Origin of the sequence: Clostridium gelidum, from assembly GCF_019977655.1 — a bacterium.
In the GTDB taxonomy this organism is placed as follows: domain Bacteria; phylum Bacillota; class Clostridia; order Clostridiales; family Clostridiaceae; genus Clostridium; species Clostridium gelidum.
Genome location: NZ_AP024849.1, coordinates 5,233,655 through 5,255,665, shown reverse-complemented (window position 1 = coordinate 5,255,665; position 22,011 = coordinate 5,233,655). Strand labels below are relative to the sequence as shown.

Annotated in this window: 17 protein-coding genes; 15 read left to right on the top strand and 2 right to left on the bottom strand. The window is 29.8% G+C overall.

The window, feature by feature from the left end:
* Positions 1 to 251 precede the first annotated feature (251 nt).
* From psyc5s11_RS24200 to psyc5s11_RS24150, 11 genes are all read left to right on the top strand, one after another.
* On the top strand, positions 252 to 1,958 hold the full coding sequence (locus psyc5s11_RS24200) for a methyl-accepting chemotaxis protein (RefSeq protein WP_224035017.1): 1,707 nt from the start codon (positions 252 to 254) through the stop codon (positions 1,956 to 1,958).
* 454 nt (positions 1,959 to 2,412) lie between these two features.
* The gene (locus psyc5s11_RS24195) at positions 2,413 to 3,486 is read left to right on the top strand and encodes a galactose ABC transporter substrate-binding protein (protein ID WP_224035016.1); all 1,074 of its coding nucleotides are present in this window, start codon (positions 2,413 to 2,415) and stop codon (positions 3,484 to 3,486) included.
* A gap of 99 nt (positions 3,487 to 3,585) precedes the next feature.
* Entirely contained in the window at positions 3,586 to 5,085 is a 1,500-nt protein-coding gene (locus psyc5s11_RS24190; protein WP_224035015.1) for a sugar ABC transporter ATP-binding protein, read from the top strand.
* A 77-nt stretch (positions 5,086 to 5,162) separates the two neighbouring features.
* On the top strand, positions 5,163 to 6,389 hold the full coding sequence (gene mglC / locus psyc5s11_RS24185) for a galactose/methyl galactoside ABC transporter permease MglC (RefSeq protein ID WP_224035014.1): 1,227 nt from the start codon (positions 5,163 to 5,165) through the stop codon (positions 6,387 to 6,389).
* Positions 6,390 to 6,655: 266 nt separating this feature from the next.
* Positions 6,656 to 8,269, top strand: a complete 1,614-nt coding sequence (locus psyc5s11_RS24180) for a response regulator (RefSeq protein ID WP_224035013.1) — start codon at positions 6,656 to 6,658, stop codon at positions 8,267 to 8,269.
* Positions 8,270 to 8,280: 11 nt separating this feature from the next.
* On the top strand, positions 8,281 to 10,089 hold the full coding sequence (locus psyc5s11_RS24175) for a sensor histidine kinase (RefSeq protein ID WP_224035012.1): 1,809 nt from the start codon (positions 8,281 to 8,283) through the stop codon (positions 10,087 to 10,089).
* Positions 10,089 to 11,075, top strand: a complete 987-nt coding sequence (locus psyc5s11_RS24170) for a substrate-binding domain-containing protein (protein WP_224035011.1) — start codon at positions 10,089 to 10,091, stop codon at positions 11,073 to 11,075. Before psyc5s11_RS24175 ends, psyc5s11_RS24170 begins: the two co-directional genes overlap by 1 nt.
* A gap of 86 nt (positions 11,076 to 11,161) precedes the next feature.
* On the top strand, positions 11,162 to 12,214 hold the full coding sequence (locus tag psyc5s11_RS24165; protein ID WP_224035010.1) for a galactose ABC transporter substrate-binding protein: 1,053 nt from the start codon (positions 11,162 to 11,164) through the stop codon (positions 12,212 to 12,214).
* 620 nt (positions 12,215 to 12,834) lie between these two features.
* On the top strand, positions 12,835 to 13,887 hold the full coding sequence (locus psyc5s11_RS24160; RefSeq protein WP_224035009.1) for a galactose ABC transporter substrate-binding protein: 1,053 nt from the start codon (positions 12,835 to 12,837) through the stop codon (positions 13,885 to 13,887).
* A gap of 79 nt (positions 13,888 to 13,966) precedes the next feature.
* Positions 13,967 to 15,019 (top strand): galactose ABC transporter substrate-binding protein, encoded by a 1,053-nt coding sequence (locus tag psyc5s11_RS24155; RefSeq protein WP_224035008.1) that lies wholly within the window; start codon positions 13,967 to 13,969, stop codon positions 15,017 to 15,019.
* 127 nt (positions 15,020 to 15,146) lie between these two features.
* On the top strand, positions 15,147 to 15,716 hold the full coding sequence (locus psyc5s11_RS24150) for a beta-class carbonic anhydrase (protein WP_224035007.1): 570 nt from the start codon (positions 15,147 to 15,149) through the stop codon (positions 15,714 to 15,716).
* 371 nt (positions 15,717 to 16,087) lie between these two features.
* Here psyc5s11_RS24150 and psyc5s11_RS24145 read toward each other — a convergent pair whose 3' ends face one another.
* A complete protein-coding gene (locus psyc5s11_RS24145; RefSeq protein WP_224035006.1) occupies positions 16,088 to 16,840 on the bottom strand; it encodes a TIGR03915 family putative DNA repair protein in 753 nt (250 codons plus the stop codon).
* Positions 16,841 to 16,842: 2 nt separating this feature from the next.
* Complete coding sequence (locus tag psyc5s11_RS24140) at positions 16,843 to 18,270, bottom strand: putative DNA modification/repair radical SAM protein (RefSeq protein WP_224035005.1); 1,428 nt, start codon at positions 18,268 to 18,270, stop codon at positions 16,843 to 16,845.
* 237 nt (positions 18,271 to 18,507) lie between these two features.
* On the opposite strand from psyc5s11_RS24140, the gene psyc5s11_RS24135 reads away from it, so the two are divergent.
* The 4 genes from psyc5s11_RS24135 (at position 18,508) to psyc5s11_RS24120 (ending at position 21,889) form a co-directional block, all read left to right on the top strand.
* Positions 18,508 to 19,458: an L-lactate dehydrogenase gene (locus psyc5s11_RS24135; protein WP_224035004.1), complete on the top strand. Its 951-nt coding sequence runs from the start codon at positions 18,508 to 18,510 to the stop codon at positions 19,456 to 19,458.
* A gap of 187 nt (positions 19,459 to 19,645) precedes the next feature.
* A complete protein-coding gene (locus psyc5s11_RS24130) occupies positions 19,646 to 20,350 on the top strand; it encodes a lantibiotic protection ABC transporter ATP-binding protein (RefSeq protein WP_224035003.1) in 705 nt (234 codons plus the stop codon).
* A 2-nt stretch (positions 20,351 to 20,352) separates the two neighbouring features.
* Entirely contained in the window at positions 20,353 to 21,105 is a 753-nt protein-coding gene (locus tag psyc5s11_RS24125; RefSeq protein ID WP_224035002.1) for a lantibiotic immunity ABC transporter MutE/EpiE family permease subunit, read from the top strand.
* Between the two features lies 1 nt (position 21,106).
* Positions 21,107 to 21,889, top strand: coding sequence for a lantibiotic immunity ABC transporter MutG family permease subunit (locus psyc5s11_RS24120; protein WP_224035001.1), 783 nt, complete (start codon positions 21,107 to 21,109; stop codon positions 21,887 to 21,889).
* Positions 21,890 to 22,011 lie beyond the last annotated feature (122 nt).

Below are 22,011 nucleotides of genomic sequence, written 5' to 3'. Positions count from 1 at the left end.
AATAAAGAAAAACAGGCGAATTTTTAGTAGTTAAGTACGAAGTTTATCTGTATTTTTTTGCGTATGAAAAAGATACACATTATAAAAGAGCAGCTATGCTGCGATACGGAACTTTCCTACATATAAGAACATTTCATAGCATCTTTGACTTGTTATTTTTTTGTCCCCCCTAATGTGTATTAAAGAATAAAAATTATTTTAGCAAATGAGTAAAAAAGTATATAGATTTTAAATTAGGAGGAAATATTAAAATGAATTTATTTAAAAAAGTAAGATCTAAATTAATTATTGCATTTTTGGTTGTATCTATTTTAATTGGGGTAGTGGGAACTATTGGAGTACTATCATTAAAAACTGTAAATATTAAAGCAACAGAAATGTATACTATAAGCCTCCAACATGTTAATCAGATTTTATCCATAAAAGCCAATGTTTTAGAAATTAAAAGTGGTATATTAATTATTATGTATGAAAAAGATAAATATAAAGTAGAAGAATCACAAAAAAATATTGCATCTGCATTAATTGAGAATGACAAATATATATCTGATTATGAAAAGTCACAAATGACAAAAGATGAAGAAAAGGTCTGGGCAGAGTTTAATGGCAGTATGATAAAATATGAAGATATTAGGGATAAAGTAATGGAATCAGTTAAATCTAATAATTTAGATGAAGCACAAAAAAAATATTTAGAAATGGTACCTGTACAGACAAATATGATTTATAGTCTTGGTAAGGTTATAGATATGAATTTATCCCAAGCAAAACTAGCAAAAGATGATATTTCGTCGACATATAAAAATGCAAATATAACTATTGTTGTATTAACTTTTATAGGTTTAATAATTGCAATATTACTTGGGTTAATTATGTCAAGTGGTGTAAATAAACCATTGAAAAAAATAAAAGATTTCGCAGAAAGGTTAGCATTATATGATTTTTCAAATCCGATTAATATTAATATAAAAGATGAATTTGGACAAACAAGTGTTGCTTTGAATAAAGCACAACAAAATGTAAACAATTTAGTTAAGGAGATCATGGAAAACTCTCAAGATATAAGTGCATCTAGTGAAGAACTTTCAGCAACTGCAGAGGAGTTATCTTCTAAAGTTGTAAGTGTAGATAAAGCTGTAAATAAAATTGTAAATGGTATGCAGGAGTCTAGTGCAACATCAGAAGAAATAAGTGCTTCGGTTCAAGAAGTAGATTCAAGTATTAATGAGCTTTCAGAAAAAGCTATGGAAGGAAGCAATAATGCAAACCAGTCTAAAGAAAGAGCTTCAGAAATTCAAAAGAATATTAGCCAAGCTATAGATGAAACAAAAAAGTTATATTCCGAAAAGAAAAATAATATGTTACAGGCTATTAAGAATGGAAAGGTAGTAGACAATATTAAGATTATGGCAGATACTATAGGAAATATAGCAGAGGAAACCAATTTGCTGGCACTAAATGCAGCTATAGAAGCAGCAAGAGCTGGAGAACAAGGAAAAGGATTTGCTGTTGTTGCAGAGGAAGTAAGAAAACTTGCTGAACAGTCATCCCAAGCAGTAATAGGTATTAAGGATACTATTATGATGGTTCAAGAAGCATTTACAAATAGTATTGATACTGGAAAAGATATACTACAATTTATTAATACAGATGTAAATGAGCAACTTAATGAATATGGAGAAACTGGTAAACAGTATTATAATGATTCGGATTTTGTAAGTAAAATGTCAGAGGAAATTGCAGCTATGTCAGAAGAAATTACAGCTACAGTAAGTCAGGTAAGTGAAGCAGTACAAAATATGGCAAAAACATCACAAAAGTCTAATGAACAAGCTGAAGATATAAAAGAGAACATGAATGAAACGACTAAAGCTATAGAACAAGTGGCAAAAACAGCACAAAGCCAAGCAGAACTTGCTCAAAAACTTAATAAAATAGTACAAAAATTTAAGATTTAGGTATGAGATGTAAAAAATAATTTAACTTTATTTTTTATTGTTTTTATAATTAGCAGTATAAAATATGGAGTATAAAAAAATATATATATCACATAATAAACTTGTTAATATATTAACAAGTTTATTATGTGTGGAGGTGAAAGTTATGGGTTAAAATGAATAATTCAAGTAATATTGATTTTAGTTTCTGTTTTTAAAGAGCTAAATACATAAATATCTTAATTAAAAAATATCTGATCACATTCGTTCACTGAGTAAGTTCGAAGAACGAAATGTAAAATTTGGACTCTCACTTTTGGATTCTTACGTATATCACTTAAGAAATTCGATAAAAGTGTGAAGAATTTCGTATGGAGTGTAAACAATTAAATCTATATAATTAGGAATGTAAACGAAGAACAAAAACATTAGTGTTTGTTCAATATGATTTATATATGAATATGGAGGGGTAAATATGAAAAGATTTAAAAAATTATTACCAATTGTTATGGCTACAGTTATGATTACTGCTAGTTTGGCAGGATGTGCAGGAAATAAGAACAGTGGAGCAGCTTCAGATGCAAAGAAAAGCGCTGACACTTCAAAGGTTTTAATTGGTTCTGCTATATACAAGTTTGATGATACTTTTATGACAGGTGTTCGTACTGCTATGGAGGGACAAGCAAAGGAAAAAGGAGCAACTCTTGAATTAGTGGATTCACAAAATAAACAACCTACACAAAATGAACAAATCGATACATTTATTACAAAAGGTGTAAATGCTTTAGCAATAAATCCAGTTGATAGTACATCAGCAGGTCCAGTTATTGAAAAGGCAAAAGCTAAAAAACTTCCAATTGTATTCTTAAATCGTCAACCATCAGAAACTGACATGAAGAGTTACGATAAGGTTTGGTATGTCGGTGCACATGCAGAACAATCTGGAACTCAATCAGGAGAAATTATAGCAGATTATTTTAAGGCACATCCAGAAGCAGATAAAAATAAAGATGGAGTAATACAATATGTAATGCTTCAAGGAGAACCAGGGCATCAAGATGCTACTCTTCGTACAGAATATTCTATAAAAGCTATTGAAGCTGCTGGATTTAAGACACAAAAACTTGCTGCAGATACAGCAATGTGGGATAAAGCAAAAGCTACTGACCTTATGAAAGCATTTATGACAGGTCAAGGTATTGATAAAATAGAAGCTGTTCTTTGTAACAATGATGATATGGCACTTGGTGCAGTAGAAGCTTTAAAAGCTGAGGGATATAACAAAGGCGATGCAGCTAAATATATTCCAGTAGTTGGAGTTGATGCAACAGCACCAGCATTACAAGCTATGAAAGAAGGATCACTTCTTGGAACTGTTTTAAATGATGCAGCTAACCAAGGAAAAGCTACTGTTAATATTGCTGCTGCAGCTGCTGCAGGTAAAGATATTACAAAAGAAAATATTGGTTATGAAGTAACAGATGGAAAATATGTATGGATTAATTATGTAAAAGTTACTCAAGAAAATTATAAAGATTATCTTAAATAAGATAAACCTAAATATATAAATAAACAATAAACAGGGGGGGGAGTTTATTTTATAAATTCCCATCCCTAAATTATTGTTTAACAGAAGGAGGATGGTTGTATGGGTGAATATTTGCTGGAGATGAATAATATAACGAAAGTTTTTCCGGGAGTAAAAGCTCTAGATGATGTAAGCTTGAAAGTTAGCAAAGGTAGCGTTCATGCACTAATGGGTGAAAATGGTGCTGGTAAATCAACACTTATGAAATGTCTCTTTGGAATATATCATGAAGATGGTGGAGAAATAATATTAGATGGGAAGAAAATGGAAATTAATACTTCAAAGCAAGCATTGGAGATAGGTGTATCAATGATACATCAAGAATTACATCCAATTCGTTTTCGCCCAGTTATGGAAAATATTTGGCTTGGCAGATTCCCAATGAAAGGAATTGCAGTAGATAAAAAAACTATGATCCGTAAAACAAAAGAATTATTTAAAGAAATTGAATTAGATGTTAATCCTGAAGCATTAGCTGGAACACTTTCACCATCTACACTTCAATTAGTTGAGATAGCAAAAGCAGTTAGCTATAATTCTAAAATTATTATTATGGATGAACCAACTTCATCATTAACAGAAAATGAAACTAAGCATTTATTTAAAATAATAAAGCAACTTCAAAATAAAGGATGTGCAATAATATACATATCCCACAAAATGGAGGAAATTCTTAAGATATCTGATGAAGTAACAATTATGAGAGATGGTCAGTATGTAGGAACTTGGGATGCCAAAGACCTTACAACAGACTTAATTATAAATCGTATGGTTGGTCGTGATATGACTAATAGGTTCCCACCAAGAGAATATACACCAAGTAAAGATGCTGTATTAAAGGTAGAAAATTTCTGTTCACCAACTAAAAAGTCATTCCAAAATGTAAACTTTGACTTATATAAGGGTGAAATATTAGGAATAGGTGGTCTGGTTGGTGCACAACGTACAGAATTAGTAGAAGCACTATTTGGACTTCGCGAAGTAGAGTCTGGAACTATAGAAAAAGATGGAAAGGTTATTAAAATAAAAACTCCAAAAGATGCAAAAGAAAATGGATTTGCACTTTTAACTGAAGAAAGACGTGCTAGTGGAATATTTGGTATTCTTTCAGTGTTAGATAATACTGTAATTGCAAGCCAAAAAGATTATGCTAAATTAGGTGTATTACAAGATGCAAGCAGATATAAAGCTGCTAAAAAGTCTAATGAAGAATTAAGGACTAAAACACCAAACATGGAACAATTGATTCAGAACCTTTCAGGAGGAAATCAACAAAAAGTTTTAATTGCACGTTGGCTTCTTACAAATCCAGATATTCTCATACTAGATGAGCCTACAAGGGGAATCGATGTAGGAGCTAAGTACGAAATTTATTCTATCATGCATGAATTGGTTAAAAAAGGTAAGTCGATTATTATGATTTCTTCTGAAATGCCAGAACTACTTGGAATGTCAGATAGAGTTATGGTTATGTGTGAAGGTAAAGTTACTGGAATTTTAGATCAAAGTGAAGCGGATTCAGTAAAAGTTATGAATCTTGCTACAAAATTTATGAAATAAGAGATATCTCCTTTATAAATGTATTTTATTAACAAATGATTTTTTTGTAGGAGAAAGAAAGTGAGGAATATAATAATATGAGTGGAGAAAAGATAATTTCACAAAAAGATTTTGGAAAAATATTTTTAGGCATTGGTGTTCTTTTAGTGGCTTTAGGAATTGTTTTTAATTTTATTTTAGACCCAGAAGTTGTTTATGATTTACCAATATATGTAGACGGAGTTGGGGTAGCCCTATTTATTTATGGAGCAATACAATTTTCCGATAAGAAAAATGAAGGTATGGATGTTGTTTTTTCAGCAAAAACTGCAAAGCATTTTTTAACAGATAATGCGATTATTTTAGCATTATTAGTATTAGTAGTTGTAATTATGATAATTCAACCACGTTTTATGCAGTATGCAGTATTTTTAGATATTTTAACACAATCATCAACTAAAATGATTGTTGCGCTTGGGGTTTGTTTTACATTACTTATTGCAGGTACTGATTTATCAGCAGGACGTATGGTTGGACTTGCAGCTGTAGTTTCAACTTCAATGTTACAAAATCCTGATTATGCAAATAGATTCTTCCCTAATATGCCACAAGTGGCAGTTATTATTCCTATAGTTTTAGCAATTGTTGCATGTGCAATATTTGGTGTACTTAATGGATTCTTAGTGGCTAAATATGATATGCATCCATTTATTGCAACGCTAGCATCACAAGTTATAGTTTATGGTGTAACTTCTTTATACTTTGATTTGCCTCCAAATAAATCACAACCTATTGGTGGTATTCGTCCAGACTTTATAGCTCTTGGACAAACAAAGTTATTTCAAATAGGTGATTTTCCGGGAATATCAATTCTAGTTCCAATTGCTGTAGTATTTATTATTTTAGTTTGGTTTATTTTAAACAAAACTGTATTTGGTAAGAATGTATACGCTATTGGTGGTAACCGTGAAGCTGCTGTAGTTTCTGGAGTTAATGTATTTGCAACTATCATGGGAATATTCATATTTGCATCACTTTTATATGGTGTTGGAGGAGTACTCGAAGCATCTAGAACAGCTGGTGCAACAAACAATTATGGTAATGGTTATGAACTTGATGCAATCGCAGCTTGTGTTGTTGGTGGTGTTTCACTAAACGGTGGTGTTGGTAAAGTTGGTGGAATCGTAAGTGGTGTTTTAATCTTTACTGTAATTCAATATGGATTACAATTTATAGCTGTTAGCCCTATGTGGCAACAAGTTATTAAAGGTGCCATTATTGCAGTTGCAGTTGCAATTGATATGGCAAAATATAGAAGAAAATAAAAAAATAAATAAAATAAATATATCTAAAGAAATACAGGTGAATCCCTACTTAAATATTAAGTGGTGGATTTACCTGTATTTTTGTTGTATTTATACTCATGCTAGTAATTATTTAACACTTAATGTATAATTAATAATGCTAGTATAGCATGTGATGTTATAATGCAAATAACATAAAGCTTTAAAAATTATAGAATGATTAAATGCAGAATAGAGCCTTGAGGAATTTATTATAGATTTAAAAGTCATCTATAGGAGGGAATTAAATGGATTTATATAGAATTATGGTTGTGGATGATGAAGAAGAAATAAGGATGGGGATTATTAAGAAAATTGATTGGGAAACTAATGGATTTGTTATAGTTGGTGATGCAGAAAATGGTCAAGATGCACTTGAAAAAGCTGAAAAGCTTCAACCAGATGTTATAATGACTGACATTAAAATGCCGTTTATGGATGGATTAGAATTAGGCAAAAGGCTTGCAGAATCAATGCCATCTACAAAGATTATTGTATTTTCAGGTTGTGATGATTTTGAGTATGCTCATGAAGCAATTAAAATAAATGTAATCGAGTATGTTTTGAAACCGATTAACTCTGTTGAACTTATAGAAGTGCTAAAAAGATTGAAAAAACAACTAGATCGTGAATATGATGAAAAGCGAAATTTACAAACACTTTATAAGCATTATGTCGAAAGTTTACCTGTAATTAGAGAGCAATTTTTAGTAGGTGCTATTGAGGGGAGAATAAGTGAAAATCAGTGGAATGAACAAGCTGAAAAATTAGATATAGAGTTTAAAGAAAATTATTTATGCGTAGCCTTGATTCATGCAGATGGGACAGTAACATCTGATGAAGAAAATATTATTTCAATTCAAAAGGAATCAGCATTAGTATCTATTTCAATAAAAAAGATAGTAGATGAAAATATGGAGAAGTATTGTAAATTTATTAGTTTTCCATATTCTGATATGGTTGTGGTCATAGGAAACTTTGAGAAAAAACAAGATATATTATCATTTATTAAAGGAATAAATGAAGTGTGTAAAATTTATGAGCGTATTATGGGATTAACAATATCAGCAGGAGTTGGATATGTTTATGATAATCCTATGGAAATAAGATTCTCATATAGGAGTGCACAAAATGCTTTGGATTATAGTTTTATACTTGGAACGGGAAAAGCTATTTATATTGATGATGTTGAACCTGACAATTCAATTCAGCTTCAATTTGATGAGCAAGAAGAACGTTCAATGTTAAATGCAATTAAAATTTCTTCAGAAGAGGAAATTACAGAAACAATAGATAAATTATTTAGAAAAATTGAAGATTTACTTTTACCATTTAATAAATATAGAATTTATCTTATGGAAATTATGACATCTCTTTTAAAACTAGTACAAGCATATAATTTAGATATAGATGAAATATTCGGTAAAGACTTCAATTGTTATAGTTATTTAGAGACATTTGATTCCATGCATGATGTAAAAGCGTGGTTTATAAAGAAATCTATCAAAGTAAGCAGTTTCATAAAAAAAGAACGTATAAATTCATCTATGTTACTTGTTGAAAAGGCAAAGCAGTATGTAAAAGATAATTACAGTGATTATGATGTTTCTGTAGAAAAGCTTTGTGCACAGCTACATGTTAGTCCTACATATTTTTCAACAATTTTTAAACGTGAAACAGAAATGAATTTTGTGAATTTTCTTACTACAGTACGTTTAGAGCAAGCAGTAAAGCTTTTAAACACTACAGATGATAAAACATATATGATAGCTGATAAAGTTGGATATCCAGAAGCTAACTATTTTAGCTATGTCTTTAAACGAAAATTTGGAGTATCACCATCAAAGTATAGAAAGAATTGAGCTGATATACTATGCGTAATTTAATTAAATCAAAAATAAAAAAGATAATAAAAGAATATAAAAATGCAAGTATACAGTACATAATTTCAATTTCATTTACAGTGATTGCAGTTATGGGAATGCTTATGGTAGGAAGTGCATTATATTTACGTTTTATAAACTCTACTCAATCTATGGTATCTGAAAATAATAAATCTATGTTAGATCAAGTGAATTTAAACTTAGATAGTTACCTTCGGAGCATGATGAAAGTATCTGATGCAACCTATTATAATGTTATTAAAAAGAAAGATTTATCAACAGATAGTATAAATAAAGAAATGGATTTATTATATGAAACAAATAAGGATTCACTTATTAGCATATGTGTTTTTTCACAAAATGGTCAAGTTGTATCAGCATCTCCAGTTGGAGAATTAAAAAGTTCAGTTGATCCAAGGGAAAGTGAATGGTTTTCTACAGCTGTAAATAAGAAGGAAAATCTACACTTTTCAACACCACATGTTCAAAATTTATTTGTAGATCCAGACAATAAATATCGATGGGTAGTATCACTAAGTCGTGCAGTAGAATTAACCAACAATAAAAAGACTACATCTGGAGTCTTACTAGTAGATATTAATTTTAGTGGAATTGAGCAGATTTGTAAGAGTGTAAATGTAGGAAAATCAGGATATGTGTATTTGGTTGATAGAGAAGGAGAAATAATATATCACCCTAGACAGCAACTTATTTATTCTGATTTAATAGAAGAAAATAATAAGGTACAAGCGGATTATGAAGATGGAAACCATATAGAAACTTTTCAAGGGGAAAAAAGATTAGTCACAATTAAAACTGTTGGTTATACAGGATGGAAAATTGTCGGTATTATGCCGATGGAAGATATTACATCTGATTACCGTAAAATGGGATTTTTTGCAGTGTTTATTATGTTTTTTGCTATATTTATTCTTGTATTCATAAATATGTTTGTTTCATCACGTATAGCTAATCCAATAAGAGCATTAGAGAAATGTGTAAAGAAACTTGAAAACGGTGTGAATGATGTGGATATTTCAATAAGTGGATCATATGAAATTCAGCATTTAGGAAAAGCAATTCGTTCAATGGTTAATCAAATGCATACACTTATGGACAACATAATGATTGAACAGGAATCAAAAAGAAAAAGTGAACTTGATGCACTTCAAGCACAAATTAATCCGCACTTTTTATATAACACTTTAGATTCTATTATATGGATGATAGAAAATGAAAACTATGATGGGGCTATTATTATGGTAACAGCACTCGCAAGACTTTTTAGAATTAGTTTAAGTAAAGGCAAAAATATAATAACAGTAAGGGATGAACTTGAACATGCACGTAATTATTTAACAATTCAAAATATACGTTATAAAAATAAGTTTACATATAGTATTGAAGTAGATGAGAAAATGCTTGATTTTGCAAGTATTAAGCTTATTATTCAACCCTTAATTGAAAATGCCATTTATCATGGGGTAGAATTTATGGGGGGAGATGGTGAGATCTTAGTAAAGACATACTCTAAAGAAACTGATTTGTATATTGATGTTATAGATAATGGACTTGGCATGCTACAGGAGGTTGCTGATACTCTGTTAACAAATGAAAGCAAACGTGAAAGAAAAAGTTCAGGTATTGGGTTAAAAAATGTTCATGAGAGAATACAGTTATATTTTGGGAAAAAATATGGCCTTGAAATTTATAGTGAGCCAGATGAAGGAACAACAATTCGAATTCATATGCCAGGTGTAAATTATTATGAAATTAATAAAAAGGAGGAAGAAAAATAGTGAAGAAGAAAAGAAAACAAATATCTATAATTTTATTTGTATTATTAGTCTTATCTTTCTTACTTCTTCTAAATGATACGCTACTAAGTGAAGAAAATAAAAAAATATATAATATTTCAATTATTGTTAGGGGGAGAAATAGTGAAAGCTTAATGATAATGAAACAAGGAATAGATCAAGCAGCTTCAGAAATGAATGCAAATATAAGTTTTGTTACATTATCAGAAGAAAACAGTGCGTCTGAACAAATGGAGCTTATGAATCGAGAAATTAAGAATAAATCAGATGCTATTATTATAGCACCAGTAGATTATGAAAAAATGAGTGAACCTATAGAAAATGCAATGAATAAAGTACCAGTTATACTGATTGAATCAAAAGTTAAATCAGAAAAAGTACTATCAAGTATTTCATGTGACAATTATAATCTTGGAGTAAGCTTGGGTAAAGAAATGATAGAAATGGGAAATAAAAGAGCAAATATTGCTATTGTTAAAAATAATTTAGAGTGTAGTAGTATAAAAGATAGGTATGATGGATTTATGAGTGCTATTAAAGATACAGAGAATACAATTACATCATGGGAAGTTTCAGGTGGAAAACAATCGGATTATTATAATCAAGCAAAGAAATTATTAGAAGATAATGATGTGGATGTGGTAGTTACTTTTGATCCTAGTATATTAGAGACGATTGCGGAAGTAAAAAAAGATTTGAGTAGTATTAATAAAGAGAAAACATTTGTTGAAATTTATGGAGTGGGAAGTACAAGCAAAATAATTTCTTTTTTAGAAGATAAAATAATTAGTGCAACTGCTATTCAAAACGAATTTAATATTGGATATTTGGGAGTAGAAACAGCAGTAAATAAGATTAATGGTAAAAAAAATAATAATAATAATAATACTATTTCTTCAACTGTTATTAATATAAGAAATATGTACTCTGAGGAGAATCAAAGATTATTGTTTCCATTTGTTAGATAAGGGATATTCAAAGAACTATTAGTTTCATTTTTAAATGGGTATTTGTTCACATTATAATATAATAATATTGCGGGGAGGGATCTATAGTGCGATTAATTAAGAAATTATCAGGAATATTAACAGTATTTTCAATTTTCACCTCATTGTCAGCATGTACTGCAAATCCAATAAATAATAGTTATAGTGTGAAAGAGATAAAAATAGGTGTAACATTATACAAACAAGATGATGCATTTATATCAACAATTACTAAAAATATTGAAGATATAGCAAAAGAAAAGGAAAGTAACAGTAAATATAAAATAACTATTGATGTTGTAGACGCAAAAGGAAGCTCAAGCAATCAAAGTAATCAAGTAGATAAATTTGTTTCACAAAATTATGATATTATATGTGTAAATTTGGTTGATCGTACTGCGGCATCAATGATTATTGATAAAGCGAAATTAGCTAATATTCCGATTGTTTTTTTTAATCGTGAACCTGTAGAAGAAGATATGCAACGTTGGAATAAGTTATATTATGTTGGAGCGCAAGCAGAACAATCAGGAGAAATGCAAGCTAATATAATTGTAAATGCTTATAAAAAAGATATCTCTAGTATAGATAAAAACGGAGATGGAAAGATTCAGTATGTAATGATTGAAGGTGAGCCGGGTCATCAAGATTCATCAATTAGGACAGAATATTGTATTAAAACTATAACTCAAAATGGAATTGAATTGGAAAAGTTAGCAGATGACACTGCAAATTGGCAATCTGCGCAAGCAAGCACAAAAATGACACAATGGATAAAAGAATTTGGTGATAAAATAGAAGTTGTATTTAGTAATAATGATGATATGGCACTTGGAGCAATAAATGCAATAAATAATGCCAATATAATTGGCAATAAACCTTTAGTTGTTGGAATTGATGGAATACCTAAAGCTTTGGAAGCTGTGAAGAATGGGTCTATGATTGGAACTATTATAAATGATTCTAAGGCACAGGCAAAAGCAATTTTTGATATTTCTTATACATTAGCTACACATGGAAATATGAATTCAATAGAAGGACTGGAAAAAGGTAAATACATCAGAACATCTCACACTGAAGTTACAAGTGATAACGTAGATTTATATTTAGAAAATAAGTAATATTACAATTCTTAAACGTTGTAAATTATATAGTAGCTAGTGAGACATTAAAGAGGCCATGAATAGATTGATTTTTAGAAAAAGCAATCTATTCATGGCTTTTTATATTCAACAGATATGAACAGTTTAATTTTTATAAATCAGCAAGATCTTGTTCCTCTTCATATCTAAGGCATATGAAAATAAATAACAAGTCCAAAGTTGCCATGAATATTTTTCATCAGGCAAAGAGGCAAATTGCCCTCATAGGGAGCCTATTAGGTCAATTTACCGACGTAGCATGATGGAAAATAGGCACATTAGAAAAGAGTAGCTGTGCTACAATACGGAACTTTTCTGGCAAATGGACTTGTTATTTTTTTGATTATGCCTAACAGTTCCTTCAGAACTAAAACTATCATTTGGATCTTTTTCAATAAAGTATCCATCATTAGGTTCTTTTGAAGGTTTAGCATGATTTGTACAATAAATCGAGTGAAGAACATTTGTAGAATGAATTTAGGTAGTACTTATTTTAGTATAAATTTTTTTATTAAAACGCATAATAAAATCATACTTAATTGTAAATAGTAATTTGATATTGTTGTATTATAATTTAGGTGATTATATGGAGGATTAAAATGAAGATATTAAAAAGAATACTAACAATTTTTATGGTTACAGCTATGATTATTGTTACATTAACAGATTGTAGCAAAAAAGCTGTAAGTACTAGTTCAGACCAAGAAAAACCTGTCAAAGTAGCGGTATTTTTAATAGATTTTACTGATAAGTATATTTCTTTAGTACGTGAAAATTTGGAAAATATTCAAAAAGAAAATGAAGGAAAAGTTGAATTTACCTTCTATGACGGGAAGTCGGATAAAGCTATACAAAATGAACAGATTGATAAAGTCCTAGAAGAAGGCACTGATCTTATATTATTAAATTTAGTTTCTTATAGAGATAGAGAAGCTGTACAAACAGTTATTAATAAAATTAAAGCAACTAATATCCCGGTGATTCTATTTAACAGGGAACCACTTGATAAGCAGGCGGTTCAATCATATTCTAAAGGTTATTTCGTAGGAACAGATGCGAAAGAAGCTGGTGTGTTACAAGGGGAAATTCTTATTAATGCATGGAATACTAATAAAGAATCTATCGATAAAAATAGAGATAATATAATGCAATATGTTATGTTAGAAGGTGAGCGTAATAATATAGAAGCAATTGAAAGAACAAAATATTCTGTTTCAACAATTCAACAAGCTGGAATAAAAACGGAGGAACTTGAGTTGAAATTTGCTGACTGGAATACAGAATTGGCGCAAAATGCAACGGAACCATTATTTTTAAAATATGGTGACAAAATTGAAGTGATAATTGCAAATAATGATGCTATGGCAATAGGTGCTATTCAAGCGTTACAAAAATATGGTTATAACAAGGGAGATAAAACAAAAACAATTGAAATTGTTGGAATTGATGCTATACCAGAAGCTCAAGATTTAATTAGAAAGGGATTTATGGGAGGTACTGTTATTCAAGATGCTCCTGCTATGGCTAAAGCTCTTTATACTGTTGGAATGAACTTGGTTTATAATAGAAATCCTCTTGATGGTACAGAATACAAATTTGATGATACAGGAGTTGCAATTCGTATTCCCTACAAAGAATATATAAGTGAATAACTATAATAAAAATACTACCTAAGATTAAAGATATTAAAATTTCTGTATTATGATTCAGAAAATGATATGGAGGATTCAAATGAAAATGTTTAAAAAAATATTAGCAGTTATGATAGTTTCAGTTATCATGACTGCACTAATAGCAAGTTGTGATCAAAGTGTTACTAGCACTAGTTCACGAGTTATTGAAGGAAAACCTGTTAAAGTAGCTGTATTATTATACAGATTTGATGATGATTATATTTCTTTAGTTCGACAAAGTTTAGAAGAAATTCAAAAAGAAAATGAAGGAAAGGTTGAATTTACTTTCTATGATGGCAAGAATGATCAGTCCATACAAAATGAGAGTATTGATACATTACTTGAAAAAGACCATGTGGATCTTTTATTAGTAAATTTAGTGGAAACAAACAGTACACGATTAGTTATTAATAAAATTAAAGAAAAGAATATTCCAGTAATTCTGTTTAATAGGGAGCCTGTTGCTATAGAGTCTATCAAATCTTACAGTAAATCTTACTATATAGGTACAGAGGCTGAAGAAGCTGGGGTATTACAAGGAAAAGTTATTACTAAGGCATGGAATAGTAATAAAGCAGCTGTAGATAAAAATAATGATAATGTACTGCAATATATTATGTTAATGGGTGAAAGTGATAATCTAGAAGCAATCACAAGAACAAAATATTCTGTTTTAACAATTAATAATGCAGGAATAGAAACACAGCAACTTGCATTAAAAGTTTGCAACTGGAGTGAAGAAGAAGCTAAAGATATTACTAAAGCACTGTTTTTACAATTTGGTAATAAAATTGAAGCAATAATTGCAAATAATGATTCTATGGCAATAGGTGCTATTAAATCACTACAAGAATATGGTTATAACAAAGGGGATAAAACCCCAACAATAACAGTTGTCGGAGTCGATGCAATACCACAAGCTCAAGAATTAATTAAAGAAGGTATTATGACAGGTTCTGTTCTTCAAGATCCTTCTGATCTGGCTAAAGCTCTTTATACTGTTGGAATGAATTTAGTGTATAATAGAAATCCTCTTTATGATACAGAATATAAATTTGATGGCACGGGGGTTTCAATTCGTCTTCAATACAAAGAATATATAAGTAAATAACCAGTATTAGGATAAAATATAAAAAAATTAACTTTACAACACTTTAAACTTAACTTAATATTAAATTAATAAAATAAAAAAGTATATATGCAAAATACTAACTAAATTTACGAGGATGTGGGGCTAAATGAGTAAATTAGAACAAATAATAGAGTATAATGGAAATTTTGTAAATAACAAAGAATATGAAGAGTACATAACAACTAAAATACCTAAGAAAAAAATGGTAATATTAACATGCATGGATGCTAGATTAACAGAATTATTACCAAGAGCTATGAATATAAAAAATGGTGACGCAAAAATAATAAAAGATGCAGGAGCAACTGTTATTCATCCTTTTGGTGGGGTAATGAGAAGTATATTAGTTGCAGTATACGAATTTGGAGCGGAAGATGTTTTTGTAGTAGGACACCAAGGTTGTGGAATGAGTAATTTAGATACAACAAGTCTTATTAATAAAATGATAGATAGAGGAATAAAAGAAGAAACCTTACTGACATTAAAAAATGCAGGAATTAAGGTTGAAAAGTGGCTTCGTGGATTTGAATCTGTTGAGGAATCTATAAAAGAAAGTGTAAGGATGATAAAAGATCATCCGCTGTTTCCCAAAGACATAAAAGTGCATGGCCTTATTATGAGTTCAGAAACAGGGGAAATAGAAATCATAATAAATGGAGATACTCAAGAAATATAGATACCCACAGTGAAAATCGTACTTATGCCTACATCCGCCGAAATCGGATACATATTTATTCCGTAGGACTGTGAAAATTTCGCTGGAAGCATTCTAAATGGGAGGTTGCACCCATTATAGTTTGCTCCAAATGTAAAATTTGGACAAACTATAATGGAACAACCTCCCATTAAGAAGCTTCAGCAGCTTATTTTCAATGCCTACTTCACAAATATGTATCCAATTTCTCTGTTTGGATATGCTACTAAGTATAGTAAATGTTGAATATAATACCAAGCATAAGTAAAACTTTAGTAGTGGACATCTATAAATTTAAGTATCAATGTCAATATTCAATACTCAATGATTAATAATTGACATTGACAATTAAATTACATGTCACAATCTGAAGTTTCTAATATATGCTTCCAATATCTTTTGGGCATCATTCTGCACTGCAATTTGAGATTTTTTCTTTCTTCAATAGTTGTAGATTTGAAGTAAGCTTTCCAAAGATTTGCATATTCATCGTCATGAAGTTTAAGTTTTTCGTAAGTATCTTTATCCATAGCAATTATTTCATAACAAATTCCATTATATATTAAAGCTTTTTCTCTAGGGATATCATGAATAATAAAATATTCTTTAGAAAATCTTTTTTTAAAATGGTCGCCAAGAAGCTCTAAAATATCATTGTCAGGTTCAATAGAGGAATATAAAAATTTTTCATCAATATAATTAAATCTAACAAAACCTTCAAATCTATGACATTCCATTGAAACGCGTCTATTTATATCATCCACAAGTCTTATTGCATATACATTCAAAAAACTATGAACATCATGTCCGAGTTTAAAAGCTACCTTTAAATATTTAAAGATAACCATAGCTTTATCTTTCTCATTACTTAAATAAACCATATATATCTTTTTTAATGCAACAAAATCTATCTTATTTATAATTGAATGTCTAACTTTTTTAAATTTATCTTTGTCAGTAATAATTTCAAGAATTTCTCCGAGAAAAAGAGGTGCATTAGATTCACTTTTTCCGTAAATAGAAGCTAATGGTTCCTTAGAGTAAAACCCATCATATATAGCAGTTATTAACCCTTCAAAAGTATCATCATATATTAATATTTTCATAATCAAAACTCTCCATGTACAGAAGTAAGTCTATCATTTACCCTAAGAATATTTGTTTCAGGCAATATAATATTTGAAGGTCTATCTTTTTTTATAGAATAGATAATACTTGGAGAGAAAATAGTTTCTTTTGGTATTATAATACCAGACGCTGTAGTTTTTTCTTCTATTGATGGTTTATCAAAAAATGATAATTGATTAGGATTTATACTATTATGTTTAGGGAGATTTTGTTCTAAAAGCTTATTCTTTATTTTAACATCATCAAATAAAACATCACCACAATATTTGCCACTACAAGTAATAAAATATTTAGCTCTTTTAAGAACTACCCTTAATTTTTTTAAATCCTCAAAAGTTAAATTATGAACTCTTCTAACTTTCAAAATTTTCTTAGCAGAAGTAACACCAATGCCAGGTATTCTCAATAAATTTTCATAAGAGGCTTTATTAATTTCAATAGGAAATTCATTTAAATTTGATAATGCCCAATATGTTTTTGGATCAAAATTCAAATCAAAATTATCATCTTCATTCTTCAGTAGTTCATCAGCTTTAAAACCATAATATCTAAGAAGCCAATCAGCTTGATAAAGTCTATGTTCTCGAAGCATAGGCGGATGAGTTATATCAGGAAGTAGTTTATTATCTTTAATAACAGGAACGTAAGCAGAGTAGTAAACTCTCTTCAAACTAAACTTGTTATAAAGATTTTCTGAAAGTTTAATGATTTTTCCATCACTTTCAGGAGTGGCACCAACAATTAGCTGAGTACTTTGACCACCTGGAACAAAGAGGGGAGTACTTTTTATGCTCTTCTTCATTTCATTATGGTTAATTATTGAATTTTTAATAATACTCATGGGTTTTAAAATATTATCCTTAGTCTTTTGTGGTGCCAAAAGTTTAAGACTATCGCTAGATGGAAGTTCAATATTAACACTCATTCTATCAACATAGGTGCCAGCTTCTTGAATTAAATTTTCATCAGCACCAGGTATTGCTTTAAGATGAATATATCCATTAAAATTTTTCTCTAAACGCAGTTTTTTTACTGTCTTAAGTAAAAGCTCCATAGTATTATTAGGATTTTTTACAATAGCAGAACTTAAAAAAAGTCCTTCAATATAATTACGTCTATAAAAATTAATTGTAAGATCGCAGACCTCATCAGGAGTGAAGCTAACTCTTAAAAAATCTCTAGAAACACCATTTATACAATATTTACAATCAAAAACACAATCATTTGAAAATAATATTTTAAGGAGAGAAATGCAACGCCCATCAGGAGTAAAGCTATGGCATATACCAGATTCAGAAGCATTACCTATTCCATCATTAGAGTTCTTTCTCTTTGAACCAGAAGAAGAACAAGAGACATCATATTTTGCAGCATTAGATAAAATTTTTAATTTATCCATTAAATCCATTACTTACACTTCCTTTTAAATAAAAATAGATGCAGAACATACATTCGATAATATAATTATATACGAATATATGTTCTGATACAACCTTTCTTTTTAACTAGGCATATGAAAGAAAATAAAAAGAATTAAATGGCTAAAATTTAATCTATCAAGAATTATAATATAGTTTCTAGTGTTGTACATTATTAAGTGGAAGATATATAATGTTTATAATTGAATTAGTAAAGGATGATATATATGGCAATTGGTAGAAGTAAAGTAGTAGTAGTTGGTACAGGAGCAGTTGGAGCAGCAGTAGCATTTGATATAGTAATGAATCATGTTTGTGATGATTTAATATTAATTGATATTAATAAGGAAAAATCATGGGCAGAAGCAACAGATCTTCAGCATTCCCTTGGATATAGTGGAAGTAAAATGAAAGTGAAAAATGGTGAATATGAAGAGTGTAAAGATGCTGACCTAATTGTAATAGCTGCAGCACTTCTTTATATTACAGGACAAACAAGATTGGATATGATTGAAAAAGCAGCTGGTATAATGGAAGGTATAGTTCCGCCTATTATGAAAAGCGGTTTTAATGGAATTATTGTTGTAATAACAAATCCAGTTGATGTTATATCATATTATGTACATAAACTTTCAGGGCTTCCAGCTAACAAGATTATAGGAACAGGTACAGCATTAGATTCTGCAAGATTAAAATATCATTTGGCAGATACTATGAATGTTGATCCTCAAAGTGTGCATGCATTATGCATGGGTGAGCATGGAGATTCTCAAATAATTCCTTGGAGCCAGGTTACAGTAGGCGGTAAGAAATTTTTAGATATTCTTAATGACAATAAAGTGCGATTAGAAAGTTTTGATATTAATTCTGTTTCAGAAGATATAAAAATGATAGCTTATCGTATCGTAAATGCAAAAGGCGCAACAACCTTTGGAATTGCTGCAACCACAGTTCAAATTATTAAAGCAGTATTACGCGATGAAAACAAAGTAATTCCTGTATCTGTAATGCTTAATGGCGAATATGGTGAAAAAGACATATATGCAGGAGTACCAGCAGTTTTAAATGGTCAAGGCGTAAAAGAACTGGTTGAATATCATTTAAGTGATGATGAAATGATAGAATTAAAGAAATCAATTGATGTCATAAGAGATTGTAATGGAAAACTTAAATTATAGTTTTCTATAGTGGCTAGGTTTAATGATAGCATTCATAATACAACATTTTTAAAGGAACTCTTTTTGAGTTCCTTTTGTTCGTCTTCTAAAGAATATTATGATTAAATTGGTTACTAAAGTTTTTTTATTTTCCTTATGATTTCCTTATAATTATTCTTTATTATTAAATTGTCAGGGGGATGAAAAAATGAATGAAATTATTTTAGAAACAAAAAGTTTATGTAAAACATTTAAAAAGCAGGAAGCGGTAAAGGATATTTCAATTAAAGTTCCAAGAAACTCAATTTATGGTCTTCTTGGAGCTAATGGAGCTGGAAAGTCAACTTTCTTAAAAATGATAACAGGAATGCTCAGACAAACTTCAGGTGAAATTTTATTTGATGGGCACAAATGGAATAGGAAAGATTTAAGTGAAATAGGTTCTTTAATTGAATCAGCGCCTTTATATGAAAATTTGACAGCAAACGAAAATTTGAAAGTTCGTACAACAGTGCTTGGATTACCAAATTCAAGAATTGAGGAAGTTCTTAATATAGTAGATCTTAAAGGTACAGGAAAAAAGAGAGCTGGAGAATTCTCAATGGGAATGAAGCAGAGATTAGGAATTGCTATTGCCTTACTTAATAATCCAAAACTTTTAATTTTAGATGAGCCAACAAATGGTCTTGATCCATTTGGAATACAAGAATTAAGAGAATTAATACGCTCTTTTCCTAAGGAAGGCATTACTGTAATATTATCAAGTCATATGTTAAGTGAGGTCGAGCAGATTGCAGATCATATTGGAATTATGTCTAATGGAATATTGGGCTATCAAGGGGAACTTAAAAAGGGACAAGACTTAGAAAAACTATTTATGGAAATCGCAGAAAAATATAGAAGGGAAGAATAGAAATGTTACAATGTTTTTTAAGTGAAAATGCAAAAATTAAACATACTTTTATGAAAAAATTAATGTGGCTAGCTCCAATTCTAATGAGTTTGATATCATTTTTCCTTACAGTAGATTACTTTCAAGTTGATACTTACAATTGGTGGTATACTTTGATTTTTCCAGGTATTCTTGCTTTAACCTGTGTACTTTTAAGTAGAGTGGATAATTCTATGAAGAATAGAGCAGTGATAGCACTTCCAGTAAATTTAAAAAAGATATGGATTGCAAAAGTACTTGTAGGGGTAAAGAATATATCTTTTTCCTGCATGATTATTTTTGTACTTGCACAAATAGGCATTTTTATACTACCAATAGAAAGCATTGGAAAAGTCACAATATTAAGCGGTTTGACTGGTATTATAATAATTGTAATTACATTTATGTGGCAAGTTCCACTGTTTATGTTTTTAGGGAGTAAAACGGGAATATTTCCAACAATAATTTTAAGTGTAGTGGTTAATTTTTTAATGGGTATTGTAGCTGCCATAGGGAAGTATTGGTGGATTAGTCCCTTTTCATATCCGTCAAGACTTATGTGTCCAATATTAAAAATACTTCCTAATGGAATGCCAGCTGAGCCAGGTAATCCAACTTTCACACCAGAATTGCTTGATTATTCTGTAATACCATTAGGAGTTATAATATCTATTATATTGTTTTTAGTAGTTACATATTTAACTGCTAAATGGTATGAAAGACAGGAGGCTGTATAATATGGTAGCTATTTTCCGATTGATTAAGGCAGATTTTGTGAAAATGAAGAGAACACCATTTTACTTAATTCATGTGTGTATACCAATTATAGGAGTAATTATTTTTCTGGCTTATTTTTCTGGTTCAAAGTCAAATGATGTAGTTAAGTTAAATTTATATTTACAAGCGTTATTAATGGCATTTCCTTTATTGATTGGAATTGTATGTTCAGCAGCAGTACAAGAGGAAGCCATGGCTGGGAAATTTAAAGAAATGATTGGTACAAAATATGGAAGAGGTAAGTGTCTATTAAGCAAGACATTAATGCTGATTTTAACAGGTTTTCTTTCTCTTACCTTAGTAGTAGGTGCATTCTATATTGGTTTTCAATATTTATTAAAACAAAATACATTACAGTTTAGTTTTTATATTTATGTAACATTAATTATATTTTGGTATCAAATTTTTATTTATTTATTTCATTTATGGTTGAGCTTAAATTTTGGAAGTGGAGCATCCATAGGGATGGGGATATTTGAAAGCTTGGTTTCAGCATTGTTTATAACAGGACTTGGTGATGGAATATGGCAGTGGATACCTTGTGGGTGGGGTATTAAAACTTGCAATAATCTTTTTATTAGAGAAGCAAATTCAATAGATGCATTTAACAAAGTGGCAGATATAAATGTTGGAATTAGCAATAGTATGAGTGGTATTAGAAATAGTGTGATATTCACAATTTTATTTGGAGTCTTTTTATTAATATGGTTTAACTTCTATGAGAGTAACGGAGAAAAACAATAGATTATTAAATTAATTTAATCAGTACTTCACTTATTAATAAATTGAAAAAGTGATTAATTATTAGGCACATGGACTTGTTATTTTTTTGATTGTGCCTTAATCTGGGTTATAATAAAATGAAG